The sequence below is a fragment of the Micromonospora fluostatini genome, assembly GCF_050410825.1.
In the GTDB taxonomy this organism is placed as follows: Bacteria; Actinomycetota; Actinomycetes; order Mycobacteriales; family Micromonosporaceae; genus Micromonospora; species Micromonospora rosaria.
Genome location: NZ_CP191251.1, coordinates 2,456,156 through 2,469,693, shown reverse-complemented (window position 1 = coordinate 2,469,693; position 13,538 = coordinate 2,456,156). Strand labels below are relative to the sequence as shown.

General features: G+C 74.4%; 11 protein-coding genes. 6 read left to right on the top strand and 5 right to left on the bottom strand.

Annotated elements, in window-relative coordinates; genetic code table 11:
• Positions 1–122: 122 nt before the first annotated feature.
• From ACQUFX_RS10580 to ACQUFX_RS10565, 4 genes are read right to left on the bottom strand one after another with little or no spacing between them, the layout of a single operon-like run.
• A complete protein-coding gene (locus ACQUFX_RS10580) occupies positions 123–1,991 on the bottom strand; it encodes an oligopeptide/dipeptide ABC transporter ATP-binding protein (RefSeq protein WP_428965827.1) in 1,869 nt (622 codons plus the stop codon).
• Positions 1,991–2,800 (bottom strand): ABC transporter permease, encoded by an 810-nt coding sequence (locus tag ACQUFX_RS10575; protein WP_428965826.1) that lies wholly within the window; start codon positions 2,798–2,800, stop codon positions 1,991–1,993. Before ACQUFX_RS10575 ends, ACQUFX_RS10580 begins: the two co-directional genes overlap by 1 nt.
• An 11-nt stretch (positions 2,801–2,811) precedes the next feature.
• The gene (locus ACQUFX_RS10570) at positions 2,812–3,825 is read right to left on the bottom strand and encodes an ABC transporter permease (protein WP_428965825.1); all 1,014 of its coding nucleotides are present in this window, start codon (positions 3,823–3,825) and stop codon (positions 2,812–2,814) included.
• A gap of 1 nt (position 3,826) precedes the next feature.
• Positions 3,827–5,467 (bottom strand): ABC transporter substrate-binding protein, encoded by a 1,641-nt coding sequence (locus tag ACQUFX_RS10565; protein WP_428965824.1) that lies wholly within the window; start codon positions 5,465–5,467, stop codon positions 3,827–3,829.
• Between the two features lie 444 nt (positions 5,468–5,911).
• On the opposite strand from ACQUFX_RS10565, the gene ACQUFX_RS10560 reads away from it, so the two are divergent.
• Together ACQUFX_RS10560 and ACQUFX_RS10555 are read left to right on the top strand one after the other, a co-directional pair.
• Positions 5,912–6,958, top strand: coding sequence for an enolase C-terminal domain-like protein (locus tag ACQUFX_RS10560; RefSeq protein WP_428965823.1), 1,047 nt, complete (start codon positions 5,912–5,914; stop codon positions 6,956–6,958).
• Positions 6,958–8,187: an MFS transporter gene (locus tag ACQUFX_RS10555; protein ID WP_428965822.1), complete on the top strand. Its 1,230-nt coding sequence runs from the start codon at positions 6,958–6,960 to the stop codon at positions 8,185–8,187. The genes ACQUFX_RS10560 and ACQUFX_RS10555 overlap by 1 nt, the downstream gene beginning before the upstream one ends.
• A 15-nt stretch (positions 8,188–8,202) precedes the next feature.
• Here the strand turns inward: ACQUFX_RS10555 and ACQUFX_RS10550 are convergent, their stop codons facing one another.
• Complete coding sequence (locus ACQUFX_RS10550; RefSeq protein WP_428965821.1) at positions 8,203–9,297, bottom strand: pyridoxal-phosphate dependent enzyme; 1,095 nt, start codon at positions 9,295–9,297, stop codon at positions 8,203–8,205.
• Positions 9,298–9,704: 407 nt separating this feature from the next.
• On the opposite strand from ACQUFX_RS10550, the gene ACQUFX_RS10545 reads away from it, so the two are divergent.
• Genes ACQUFX_RS10545 through ACQUFX_RS10530 form a run of 4 tightly spaced genes read left to right on the top strand, consistent with a single transcriptional unit; the run spans position 9,705 to position 13,493 of the window.
• A complete protein-coding gene (locus ACQUFX_RS10545; protein WP_428965820.1) occupies positions 9,705–10,463 on the top strand; it encodes a class I SAM-dependent methyltransferase in 759 nt (252 codons plus the stop codon).
• A complete protein-coding gene (locus ACQUFX_RS10540; RefSeq protein ID WP_428965819.1) occupies positions 10,460–11,707 on the top strand; it encodes an ATP-grasp domain-containing protein in 1,248 nt (415 codons plus the stop codon). The genes ACQUFX_RS10545 and ACQUFX_RS10540 overlap by 4 nt, the downstream gene beginning before the upstream one ends.
• Positions 11,704–12,462, top strand: coding sequence for a class I SAM-dependent DNA methyltransferase (locus tag ACQUFX_RS10535; protein ID WP_428965818.1), 759 nt, complete (start codon positions 11,704–11,706; stop codon positions 12,460–12,462). Before ACQUFX_RS10540 ends, ACQUFX_RS10535 begins: the two co-directional genes overlap by 4 nt.
• 23 nt (positions 12,463–12,485) lie before the next feature.
• A complete protein-coding gene (locus ACQUFX_RS10530) occupies positions 12,486–13,493 on the top strand; it encodes an ABC transporter substrate-binding protein (protein ID WP_428965817.1) in 1,008 nt (335 codons plus the stop codon).
• Positions 13,494–13,538 lie beyond the last annotated feature (45 nt).

The following is a 13,538-nucleotide window of genomic DNA, read 5'->3' as shown; positions in this document are numbered from 1 at the left end:
GGTGACCTCCGTCGCCGCCGAACCTGCCCCCGCCGGGCCCGACCGACAAGTTTTTTTGCCGGAACGGCACACCGGGGACCCGGTCGGCCGGCGACGGGCCCGCGCGGGCCGCGACCGCAGGGTCAGCCCGCCCGGTCCGGGCCGAGGTGCCGGTGGGCGGCGGCCACCAGGTCGGCCGGGTAGCCGGGGCGGGGCCGGTCGATGACGTCACGGGGACGCCCCTGCTGCACCGGTACGCCCTCGTGCAGGACGACGATCCGGTCGCAGGCCTGGACGGCCTCGCCGAGGTCGTGGGTGATGAACAGGACGGCCAGCCCGATCGTGTCGGCGAGGTGCCGCAGGGTCGAGGCGATCCCGGCGCGGGTGGAGACGTCGAGCATCGAGGTGGCCTCGTCGGCGATCAGCAGCACGGGTTCGCCGACGAGGGCCCGGGCGATGGCGACGCGCTGGCGCTGACCGCCGGAGAGCTGGTCGGGCCGGCTGTCGAGCAGGTCGGTGGGCGCACCGGCCAGGTGCAGGGCCCGCCGGACCCGGTCGGGGTGCAGGCGGGCCGGGACCCCGGCGATCCGCAGCGGCTCCGCGACGAGGTCCGCCACCGGCATCGCCGGGTGCAGGGCCGTGTAGGGGTCCTGGGCGACGAAGCCGAGCCGGTGCCGGACGGCACGCAGCCGCCGACCGCGCAGCGGGGACAGGTCGGTACCGGCCACCTCGACCCGCCCGGTGGTGGGCCGCAGCAGGCCGAGCAGGATCTGCCCGAGGGTGCTCTTGCCGCTGCCGCTCTCGCCGACGACGCCGAGGATCGTCCCGGGCGACAACCGGAGGTCCACGCCGGACAGCGCCGTGGTGCGGCGGTGGCGGCTGCGGTAGACGTGCCCGACACCGGTCAGCACCGCCACGGGCGCGCCGGTGCCCGCCCCGGGGCCGCCGCTGCCGGCCCCGGTGCCGTCGTGGCCGGTCCCCGGGTCCGGGGCCGCCGGGGACGGTGGCTGTTGCCCCTGGTCGGGCGGCGCGGCGGCGGCCGGTGCGCGCGGGGCGGGCACCGCGACGGTGGGGAACAGCAGCGGCCGGTCGGCGCTCGGCTGGTGGCAGGTGACCACGGCCGGGCCGAGGGCCACCGGCGAGGGCCGGTCGCTGTGACAGGTCCCGGTCGTCCAGGGGCAGCGGGCGGCGAAGGAACACCCCGAGGTCAGCTCGGCCCGCGCCGGGGCGGTGCCCGGGATGCTCGTCCAGGCCACGTCCCGGCGCAGCGACGGCGTCGCCGCGAGCAACCCCCGGGTGTACGGGTGGTGGGCGACGCCGGTGGCCGGCCCGGACTCGACGAGCGCGCCGGCGTACATGACCGCGATCCGGTCGGCGACGCCGCGCAGGGCCGGCAGGTCGTGGGAGATGATCAGCATGCCGACCTGGCTGCGGGTACGCAGGTCGACCAGCAGGTCCAGCAGGTGGTTCTGGGTGACCAGGTCGAGTCCGGTGGTGGGCTCGTCGGCGACGACGAGCCGGGGCTCACCGGCCAGGGCCAGGGCGATGGCCACCCGTTGACGTTGCCCGCCGGAGAGCTGGTGGGGGTAGGCGTGGGCGGTGGCGGCCGGGAGTCGGACCCGGCCGAGCAGGTCGACCGTCCGGGCGGTGGCGGCGGCCCGGGACGCCCCGGTGTGCAGCCGGACGATCTCGACGAGCTGGTCGCCGACGCGGCGGACCGGGTTGAGTCCGGTCATCGCCCCCTGGGGCACGATGCCGATCCGGCTGCCCCGGATGCCGTACCAGTCGCGGCCGGTGCGGTCGACGAGCTCCTGGTCGTCGAGGCGGGCGCTGCCGGTGACCGTGGAGCCCGCCGGCAGGAGCCCGAGCAGGGCCTTGGCGACCGTGGACTTGCCGGAGCCGGTCTCCCCGGCCAGCGCCACGATCTCGCCCGCGGCGACGGCCAGGTCGACGCCGCGGGCGGCCGGCTGGCCGGTGGGGTAGACGACGGTGAGGTCGGTGACGGTCAGCATCAGCGGGCCTGCCGAAGGGTCGGGTTGAGACGGTCCTCGGTGGCCACCCCGACCAGGGCGAGGGCGGTGACGGTGGCCACGATCGCCAGGCCGGGGGGCAGCGCCCACCACAGCCAGGCGTCGGTGAGCATCGCGCCCCGCACCGACGCCCAGTGGATCATGGTGCCCCAGCTCGGGCTCGTCGGGTCGCCCAGCCCGAGGAAGGCGAGGCTGGCGTCCAGGACGATGGCGGTCATCGCGGCCCGCACGAAGACCGGCACGAGCAGCGGAGCGACGACCGGCGAGGCGTGCCGCCACAGCAGGTACCAGGCGGCCGCGCCCATCGCGCGGGCGGCCTGGAGGTGGCCGCGTGACCACGCGGCGAGGACCCCGGCCCGGATCAGCCGGGCGGGCCCGGCCCAGAGCAGGGCGGCCACCACCACCGCCCGCACGCCGAGGCTCGGCCCCAGGAAGGCCGCCGCGAGGATCAGCAGGGGCAGGAAGGGCAGTGCCAGGACCAGGTCGACGCTTCGCATGACGAGCGCCGAGGCCCACGGCGGCGCCAGCCCGGCGAGCCCTCCCACCAGCGCCGCGACGGTGGTGGCCGCCACCGCGACGAGCAGGGCGATGCCGAGCGACCCCCGGGCGCCGATCACGAGTTGGGCGAAAAGGTCCCGGCCGAGGTCGTCGGCGCCGAGCCAGTGCTCGGCCGAGGGTGGCGCGTAGGGCCGGGTGACGCGCTCCCGGCCGTCGGTGCCCAGCAGCCAGGGCCCGACGGCCGCGACCACGGCCAGGGCCCCCAGCAGCACGATGCCGGTCCCGCCGGCCATCCGGCCCGCCCTCACGACCGGCTCCGGGCGCGGACGCGCGGATCGAGCAGCGGGTAGGTGAGGTCGGCGAGGGCGTTCATCGCCAGGACGGTGACGACGAGGGTGAGGAAGGTGCCCTGCATCATGGGGTAGTCACGCCCCTGGATCGCGTCGAAGGTGAGCCGGCCCAGGCCGGGATAGGCGAAGACGGTCTCGACGACGAGCGCGCCACCGACCAGCCAGCCGAGCTCCATCATCAGTTGGGTGTGGACCGGCAGCAGGGCCGGCCGGAGCAGGTGCCGGGTGACCACCCGCCGGTGCGGGACGCCCCGGGCGTGCGCGTGCTCGACGTGCGGGGCGTGCAGGGCCGAGGCCACCGAGAAGCGGGTCACCAGGAAGAACTGCCCGATGCCGGTGGCCACCAGCACCCCGACGGGCAGCACCAGGTGGGCGGCGAGGTCACCGACCGCGGCCAGCCCGGTGTGGCCCGGCGTGCTGGCGCCGAAGGTGGGTAGCGCCCCGAGGTGGACGCCGAAGAACAGGATGCAGAGCATGCCGACCCAGAACGCGGGCGCGGCGTCGAGCAGCAGCACCCCGGCCAGCAGCAGGTTGCCCCGGCCGTGGCGTCGGCGCAGCCCGGCGACCACCCCGAGCAGCACCCCGATGGTGGCGGTGAGCAGCACGCTGGTGCCCACGAGCAGCAGCGTCCAGGGCAGCGCGTCGGCGATCGCCTGCACGACCGGACGGCCGCCGTTGAACGACGTGCCGAAGTCGAGCCGGACCAGGTCTGCCAGGTAGTGGCCGAACTGGACGTGCAGCGGCTGGTCCAGCCCGTAGGCGGCGACGACCTGCGCCCGCGCGGCCGGGTCCAGGTCGCCGACGTCGGCGCCGCCGATGGTCCGCAGCGGACCGCCCGGCAGGGCCCGGGGCAGCAGGAACGTGATGGTCAGCGCGGCCGCCAGCACGGCCAGGTACCCGCCGGCCCGGCCCAGCACGGCCCGGGTGGCCCCGGTCCGGGTACGGGCCGGGCGCGACGTCGTGGTCATCTCAGTCGTTCCCCGCGACGAGGGAGTGCCGGTGCAGCAGCCCCGCCCCCTGCTGGTAGGTCCAGCCGGCGAAGACGTCGCTGCGGTACGCGTAGGCCCCGGCCGGGTAGTACAGGGTCACGAACGGGGTCTTCGCCGCGATGAGCTGCTGCAGCCGTCCGGCGGCGGCCTGCCGGTCGGCCAGGGTGGTGGTGGCGTTCAGTTCCGCGGCGGCGGCGTCGAGTTCGGGGTCGACGATGCCGGTCACGTTCAGCCGGCCCACCTTCGGATCGCTGGCGACCAACCCGGCGAGCCGGGTGTAGTCGGTCATCGTCGGGGCGGACCAGCCCCACAGGGCGAGGTCGAAGTCACGTCCCTTGGCGACGTCGAAGTCCGGCCACACCTTCGCGTCGACCGAGTCGGCGTCCATGGCCCGGACGGTCGCCTTGACGCCGACCCTGCCGAGCATCTCGCTGATGAGTTCCGCGGCCCGGACCCGGTCCGGGCTGTTGGCGTAGACGAGCAGGTCGAAGGCGAGGGGCCGGCCGTCGAGGACGCGGACCCCGTCGGCGCCGGGGACGGCGCCGAGGGCGTCCAGGGCGGCGGTGGCCGCGGCGGGATCGTGGGTGTGCCGGAGGCTGGTGTCCGCGCCCGGGGCCTCCGGGTGCCAGAAGCCGGGGCTGCCGACGGTGCCCTGGCCGAGCAGGATGGTGTCGACCAGGTCGGTGGTGTCGATCGCCGTGGCGATGGCGCGGCGCACCTCGACCCGGTCGAACGGGGCCCTGCCGTCGTTGAAGACCAGCAGGGTGCTGCCGAAGTGGGATCCGGTGGCCACCGTGACGCCCCGCTGGCCGGCGAGCTGGTCCTTCAAGTTCGCCGGTACGGTGCCGGCGACCATCTGCACCTCACCGGTGCGCAGCGCGGCCAGCGCGGTCTGCTGCTCCGGAACGACCGACACGGTGAGCTTCCCGACGCGCGGCGTACCGATCGGGTAGCCGGTGTGGGCGGTCAGTTCGTACCGGCGGTCCGGCTCGTAGCTGGTCAGCCGGTACGGACCGGTGCCGACCGCCGCGGTGACCGGCGCCTGCTCCGGGTCGGTGATCGTCGACCACACGTGCCGGGGCAGGATCGGCATGTCCGCCAGGAGCCGGACCGGGAACTCCGGGTCCGGACGGCTGAGCGTGACGACCACCGCGCCGTCGCGGACCTGCACGGTGTCCACCCCGGCCAGTGGGGCGGCGAACCGCACCGTGTCGTGCTGGCGGTAGTAGTCGATGGTGAACACCACGTCGTCGGCCGTGAACGGTCTGCCGTCGTGCCAGGTGACGTCGCCGCGCAGCGGCAGGGTGAAGACCCTGCTGTCGGGGCTGGTCGTCAGCCCGGTGGCCAGCAGCGGGGTGACCTGGTTGCCGGTGTCCAGCGTCAGCAGGGTGTCGAAGACCAGGGTCAGCAGGTTGTAGCCGGGATACCCGGTCGTGTACGTGTACGGGGTCAGGGTCCCCTCGTCACCGGCGACGGCGATGGTCACCGCCGGGGCGGTCCGGGGCTGGTCCACGGCCGGAGCCTCGTCCCCGCCGCCGGAGCAGCCGGCGACGGCGAGCAGCATTCCCGCCGCGAGGAGCCCCAGGGTGGACGTGCCTCGGCGGCGGGTACGTGGTGACACGGTGCGGTACCTCCTGGAACAGGACCGGTGACCTGGCGGTTCCGGCCGGATGTCGGCGGTGTCCCCACGTACCGGTGGAGGTGCCGACGGAGCGGTCGATGGGGGAGTCGGGTCCTGCTGGTCGGGGTCGACGGGGCGGCGCTCGTCGAGTGGCCCGGGGAGTGGCTCCGGTACCGGATCGTCAAGGTCATCAGTGTGGTGGTCGGCGCGAACCGGTGGCAAGAGCCACGGCGGGGCGGTCGGCGACAAAGGACGATCCTCCCTGCTGGTGCCGGTCGCGCACAGGCCCGACCTGGGCATGCACGTGATGGGTCGGGGGAGATCCACCGGAAGTTCCCGGCCGTCGGTGCCGCTCCGCCCCTGATCGGAGGTGGTGCCGGGGCCACTCCGGTTGGTGATCGACAATGGTGGATTCACGGGGGGTGTCGTGGCATGCTGACACCCATGGAAGTGCGCGTCCGCCGGACGACCCTGCGCCTGCTGACGACCTTCCGCAGCTCCCGCCTCGCCTACGACTCGATCGACACCTGCGTCGCCACGATCGTGCACCGTGGCGTCGCCGGCCAGGGCGAGGGAACGCCGGCCTGGGCGCACGGCGAGCACCTCGACGAGGTCGTCGAGGCGGTCGACGCCGAGGGGGCGACGGTTCTCGGTGACGACCTGTCGGACCCCGACCGGGTCCTCGACCGGGTGGCGGACTGGGACGCCCCCGTCGGCGCCCGGATGGCCCTCGACGGCGCGGTGCACGACTGGCTGGGCCGGGTCGCCGGGCGACCGACCTGGCAGCTCTTCGGCCAGCCCCGCACCCTGGCGCAGCCCACCGGCCACACCATCGGCATCGCCGACACCGCCGGGACCCTGGCGGCGGTGGCCGCCGCGCCGCCGGTGGGGGCGCTCAAGATGAAGGTCCGCGACGCCGGGGACCTCGCGCGGCTCGTCGCCGTCCGGGCCGCGACGACCCTGCCGATCCGGATCGACGCCAACGAGGCGTGGGACTTCGACACGGCCCGGGACCTGACCCCGCGCCTGCGGGAGCTGGACATCCAACTCGTCGAGCAGCCCTTCCCCACGGCGGACGTCGACGCCTACCGCCGGTACCGGGAACTGCCCGACCGGCTGCCGGTCTTCCTCGACGAGGGCTGCACCGACGTGGCCAGCGTCCACACCGCCCGGCACCTCGCCGACGGGGTGGTGGTCAAGCTGGCCAAGTCCGGCGGCGTCCGGGCCACCGGGCGGGTGATGCGGGCCGCCCGGCGACTCGACCTGGCGGTGATGCTGAGCTGCAACTGCGAGTCGGAGCTGGCGCTCAGCCAGGCCGCCCTGCTGGCGCCCCTGGCCCACCGGATCGACCTCGACAGCCAGTTCCTCCTGCGGGATCCCCCCTTCCGGGGCCTCGGGCTCGACCGGGGGCGGATCGTCCTGGGCGACGCCCCCGGCCTCGGGGTCCTGCCCCACCCGCCGGCCCCCCGCGCCCCCGAGGCCAGCCGCTGATGGTGGCGGCACCGGTCCCACCCCGGCCGAACCCGCTCGCCGGGCTGCGCCGGCGGGCCCGCCGCGCGCCCCGGTTCACCGGCCCCCAGCTCGCCGTGCTGGCAGGCGGGCTCCTGGTCAACGTCGGGTCGTTCTCGGTCTATCCGTACCTGGCGGTCCTGCTGCGCGAGCGGCTGGGCGTGGGCATGGCGCAGGTCGGGGTGGTGCTCGGCGCGGCGACCCTGGTGCAGTTCGCCAGCGCGCCGCTGACCGCGGCCCTGGCCGAACGGATCGGGCTGAAGCGGTCCCTGGTCGGCGCCCTGGTCCTGTACAGCCTCGGCGGCGGCGCCTTCCTCGCGGGAGCGGGGAGCCCGGCGCTCACCGTGGCGGGCCTGCTGCTCGTCTCAGCGGGCGGGTCGCTGTACTCCCCGGCGTACCGCAGCTACCTGGTGCACGGGGCGGGGCCGGAGCACCGGCCCCGGCTGGTCTCCGCCGGCAACGCCGCAGGGAACCTCGGCATCGCCCTCGGTCCGGTGGTGGGGGCCCTGCTCGTCCGGCACCCGGCCACGATGTTCACCGTCGTCACCGCGGTCTACGTCGGTGTCGCGGTCGGCCACCTGTTCCTGCCCCGGGAACAGCGCACCGGGGACGCCCCGCCGGTGGAGCCGTTCCGGCGGATGCTGCACGGCCTCGCGGTGCTGCCGTTCCTGGTGACCGCGCTCTCCTTCTACGTGCACATGCAGTTCTACCAGTACCTGTCCAGCTACGCGCAGGGCCGCGTCGCCACCCTGCTCTACGGCGCGGCCATGATGGGGTACTCCCTCGGTCTGGTGCTCGTGCAGCCCCTGGTGGCGCGGCGGGTCGCGGCGGCCAGCTACCCGAGGGCCATGGCCGTCGGGTTCGGCTGCCTCGGCGCGGGCATGGTCGCCTTCGCCGGCGGCACCGGCGTCGCCGTGGCGGCCGGGGTCGCCGCGATCAGCGTCGGCAGCGCGGTGCTGTTCCTCAAGAACGACCTGGAGGCGCTGGCCGGTTCACGGCGGTCGGCGACCGTGGTCTTCGGCCAGCAGCGGCTGGCGGTGGGGGCCGGCTCCTTCCTCAGCGGGGTGCTCGGCGGCACCGCCTACGGCTTCTTCGAGGACACCGCGCACCTGCCGGTGTTCTGGCTGGTCGTGGCCGCGCAGTGCGTCCTGCTCCCGCCGCTGGTCTGGGTGCTGGGGCGACGGCTGCGCCCCGGTCGGGCCACCACCTGACGCGGGCCGCCGCGCCTACCCGGTCACCGGCGTGCCGGCCGCCGGCGGCGGCCCGGCCGGCTGCCCGGTGGGCGGGTCCGGGAGCGGGAAACCACGCCGCTGCCACGACATGCTGGACCAGGGCGGGGAGAGCGTGTGCAGGGAGGCGATCTCGACGGGCGCCAGCCCCGCCGGGTCCAGGGCGTCGCGGTGCCGGGCGAAGACCTTCTCGACGTACCGGTGCCCGGTGTCGGCGCCGACCACGAGGTGCACCCGCTCGGGGTGCCGCCCGGCCTCCCAGCACCCGACCAGGTACGCCGCCCCGGTGGACAGCCCGGCGAAGACCGCGTGCCGGCGCATCAGCGCCACGGTGCCGGCCATGGCGTACCGGAAGGTCAGCCAGTGCACCTGGTCGTAGAGTTCGTGCCGGACGTTGTCGAAGGGGATGGCGCTGCCGATCCCGGCGATGATGGCCTCCGGGTCCTGGAACCGGTCGCTGCCGAAGCTCACACTGCCGAACGGCTGGACCCCGACCAGCCGGGCCGAGGGGTCGTCCTGCCGGATCGGCCCGATCAGGCCGGCGCTCGACGCGCCGGTGCCGACGCTGGCCACCACGGCCAGGGGCGCGCCGGGCAGCGCCGCGCGCACCAGCGCCGCCATCTCCGCGTACCCCAGCCGGTGCACCGGGTCGTGGTACTGGCGCATCCAGTGCATCCCCGGGTGGCGCCGCAGCAACTCCTGGACCCGGGCCACCCGCCGGTGCTGGTCGAGGCGCAGGTCCTGCTCGGCCGGCATCTGGTCCACGGTGGCGCCGAGGATCTCCAACTGCGAGCGGATGGTCGGCGTGACCGTCGTGGAGGCCACGATGTGGCAACGCAGCCCGTACCGGTGGCAGACCATGGCCAGCGCGAGGGCGTAGATGCCGCTGGAGCTGTCCACGAGGGTGTCGCCGGGGCGGACGGTGCCGGCCTCCACCAGGGACCGTACCGCCCCCAGCGCGGCGTAGATCTTCAGCGTCTCGAAACGGGCGAGGACCAGGTTGTCCGACAGCCGGATGAGGCTGGGCGCCTTGAGCGCGTCGGTGACGTGGGAGTGCAGCGGCAGGCTCGTCGACGGGTCCCTGGAGGGCATGCGGGTCGCTCCTCGATACGGTCGGGGTGGGTGCTGGCCGTGGTGCCGGGCGGCGGCCCCGGTACGGCGGGGAACCCGAGTCGGAGCCGTTTGCGCATAGTCTCTGGTCGATCTACTGGCTGGCTCGGAGAGGTGTTTCCCGGTCCGGCTGGGCGTGGCTTCTTCTCGCGGGTGCGCGTCGCCGTTCTCCTCGTTCGACGGATTGGTCGCCTGCCCGGTGGCTCTGGTTCCCCGTGTCCCGCCGCGACGCCGCCGGAAACGCTAAGACCTGCGTCGATCGGTTGAGTGGCGTCGACGCGATACGGGGCGGCGCGCTGGTCGACGATTCTCCGACCACGACCGGGGAACTTCTCCGCGCTCGGGCCCGACCTGTACTGCGACAGCCGTCGGACGAATCGGAGCTGCCGGTGCAGTGGTACGAGGACGACACGTTCTGGGTGGACTTCGCGGGGGCGCTGTTCAGCCCCGGGCGGCAGGCCGAGGCGCGCCGGTGGGTGCGCACGTCCCCGTTGCTGCGCCTGCCGGCGGGGGCCACCGTGCTGGACCTGGGCTGCGGGCCCGGCACCTATCTCGTGCCGCTGGCCACCGGCGGCGCGCGGGTGACCGGGGTGGACCTCAGCGCGGTGCTGCTGGACCAAGCCCGGACGGCGGCCGAGGCCGCCGGGGCGACGGTCCGGCTGGTCCGCGCCGACATGCGGACCTTCGTCGAACCCGACACCTACGACCTGGTGGTCAGCATGTACACCTCGTTCGGCTACTTCACCGACCCGGCGCAGAACCAGCTCGTGCTGCACAACGTCCGGCGCAGCCTGGTGCCGGGCGGTCGCCTGCTGCTGGACCTGTTCAGCAAGGAGGTCTTCGCCCGCTGGGCCGGCACCCCGAAGGTGGTCGACGTCGACGGCGGCACCCTGTTCATGCGGGACACCATCCTCGACGACTGGACCCGCTTCCGCAGCGACTGGACCCTGGTGCGCGGCGACACCGCCCGCCACGGCCACTTCGAACAGTTCGTCTACAGCGCCGCCGAGATCCGCGCCATGCTCGCCGCCGCCGGCTTCACCGGGATCCGCTGCTTCGGTGGCCTCGCCGGTGAGCCGTACGACCACCGGGCCACCCGGCTGGTCGTCGAGGCCACCCGGGCCGGGCAGCCGGAGGTGACGCCGTGACCATCGCGCTGATCGAGTCCCTGACCTTCGGGCTGGCCCGGCTGCGCGACGCCGCCGCCGAGGCCGGTCACCGGCTCTGCCTGCTCACCCGCGACCGCTCGTGGTACGCCTGGGAACTCGACCGCCTCGCCCCGCACGACCTGACGGTGGTCGACGTCGACACCACCGACGTCCGGGCCTGCGCCGAGGCCCTCGACCGCCTCGACGACCTCGCCGCACTGGTCAACTCCACCGACACCTGGATGCTGACCGGAGCCGAGCTGGCCGACCGCTTCGGCCTGCCCACCCTCGGCCTCGACACCGCCCGTACCCTGCGGGACAAGGTCGAGGTCCGGACCCGGCTGCACCGGGCGGGGCTGAGCCGGGCCGGCGCGATCCGGGTGCCGCCGACGGCGCGGGCCCTCACCGACGCGGTCGCCGCCGTCGGCTACCCGGTGATCGTCAAGGACTCGGCCGGCACCTCGTCCCGGGGCGTCTGGCTGATCCGTGACGACACCGAACGCGACCGTGCCGTCCGGGAGGTGCCGGACGCCACCCTGCTCGGCCGGCACCTGGTGGCCGAACCGTACTTCCCCGGGCCGGTCTACAGCGCCGAGACGGTGACCTGGCAGGGCCGCACGACGCTGCTCGGGGTGGCCGTGCACGTCCACACCCCGGAGCCGGTCCGCCGGGAGGAGGCCGTCGCCTTCCCGGTCGCGCTCCCCGCCGCCGAACTCGACCACCTCCGGAGCTGGATCGGCGCGGTCCTGGCCACCGTCGGGTTCCGCGCCGGCGTCGCCCACACCGAGTTCGCCCGGACCCCCGACGGTCCCGAGGTGGTGGAGGTCAACGGCCGTATCGCCGGGGCGGTCATCGGCGAGATGATGTGCCGCAGCCTGGAGACGAACGTGTACACCGCCGTCGTGGACACCGCCCTCGGCCGTCGCCCCCGGCTGCTGGACACCCCGGTGACCCCGCGCCGGGGCTTCGGGATGACCTTCCTGCACCCGCCCGCCCCCGGCCGGCTCGCCGGCTGGCGGGGGACCGAACGGCTCACGCTCTTCCCCGGCCACCCCGAGTTCTTCCCGACCGCCCGGGTCGGGGACCCGATCGTCCACCTCGCCGACCAGCGTGGCTGCACCGCCCTGGTGCTGGCCGAGGGGCCCACCGCCGAACTCGGCCTGTACCACTCGCTGGCCGCCGCCGGCACCGTCGGCCACGACCTCCGACCGCTGGACACACCGACGACAGGAGCCACCGCGTGAACACCGACGGACCGGACACCTACGGCCGGCTCAACGCCGACGTCTACGACGAGTGGCACGCCGACCTCGACCCGACCGACGCCGTGCACCGCCTGGCCGACCTGATCGACCAGGGCCCGGCCGGACCCGTCCTCGAACTCGCCGTCGGCACCGGCCGGGTCACCATCCCCCTCGCCGCCCGCGGCGTCGACCTGCGCGGCATCGACGCCTCCGAGGAGATGGTGCAGCGGCTGCGCGCCAAACCCGGCGGCGCGACGATCCCCGTCACGATCGGCGACATGGTCGACGTCGACCCCGGCACCGACGACGACTTCGCGATGATCTTCGTGGTCTTCACCACCTTCTTCTTCCTGATGAGCCAGGAGGACCAGGTGCGCTGCTTCGCCAACGTCGCCCGACGGCTGCTGCCCGGCGGCCGGTTCGTGCTGGAGTGCCTCGTGCCGGACCTGGCCCGCTACCAGCGCCAGCAGAGCGTCGACGCGCACCGCGTCGACCTCGACCACGTCCGCCTGGTCGCCGTCCGTCACGACCCCGTCGAGCAGCGGTTCGCCGGCCAGCACATCCTGATCACCAACGACGGCATCCGGCTGGCCCCGGTCGCCATGCGGTACGCCTGGCCGTCCGAACTCGACCTGATGGCCCGCCTGGCCGGGCTCGAGCGCCGGCACCGGTGGGGCGGCTGGCGCCACGAGCCCTACCTCGGCACCGGCACCCACGTCACCGTGTACGAGAAGCCCGCCCGACCGGCGTCCTGACCGAGGGAAACGAGAAGAACCAGATGAGACGACCATCGACCGCGCGGCTCCGCGCCGCGCTCGGCATCACCGTCGTGACGCTGGCCTCCGCCGGCTGCGGCGCCACCGTCGAACCGGCGGCCACCCCGGACGGCGCCGCGCCCCGGCAGGTCACCGTGGTCAACTGCGGCCGGGAGGTGACCTACGACAAGGTGCCCGAACAGGCCGTCGTCTACGACGTCGGCATGTCGGAGATGATGTTCTCGCTGGGATTGGCCCCCCGCACCCGGGGCTGGGTGGCCAACAAGGTCTACGGCGGCATCGAGACCTCCGCCTACCGGGCCGACTTCGACCGGGTCGACCGCCTCGGCGACAGCCGGATCAGCCTGGAGATCGTGCTCAACGCCAAGGCTGACTGGGTCTTCGCCGGCAACAACCAGGGCTTCGTCGAGTCCCGGGGGATCACCCCGGCGATCCTCGCCACCCACGGCGTCGCCAGCTACGTCCTCACCGAGACCTGCGCCAACACCGCCGACTCGGCCGGCGCGATGGCCCCGGTCGACGGCGTCTACACCGACTACCGCAACCTCGGGCGGATCTTCGACGTCGCCGACCGGGCCGAGCAGACGATCGCCGACATGCGACGGCGGCTCGCCGCCGCCTCCGCCGGGAAACCCGCCACCCCGGCCCGGGTCCTGGTCTCCGACGTCTACGAGGACAAGCCGTACGTGGCCGGGGCCGCCAGCATCGCCACCGCGATCGTCGAACAGGCCGGCGGTCGCAGCGTCACCGACGACATCACCCGGACCTGGGACAGCGTCGGCTGGGAGACCGTGGTCGCCGCCGACCCCGAGGTGATCGTGATCGTCGACTACGGCGTGCCGTACGAGGAGAAGAAGAAGGCCCTGATGAACACCCCGTCGATGCGCAACGTCACCGCCGTCCGGGAGGGACGGATCTTCCGCCTGGAGTTCGCCGACGTGATGGCCGGTCCCCGGGTCGCCACCTCGGCCGAGAAGCTCGCCGCGTACCTGCGGTCCGTCGGCAAGTGACCGGTGCGGTCCGGCGCGCCCCGACCGGCGTCCCGGACCGCACCG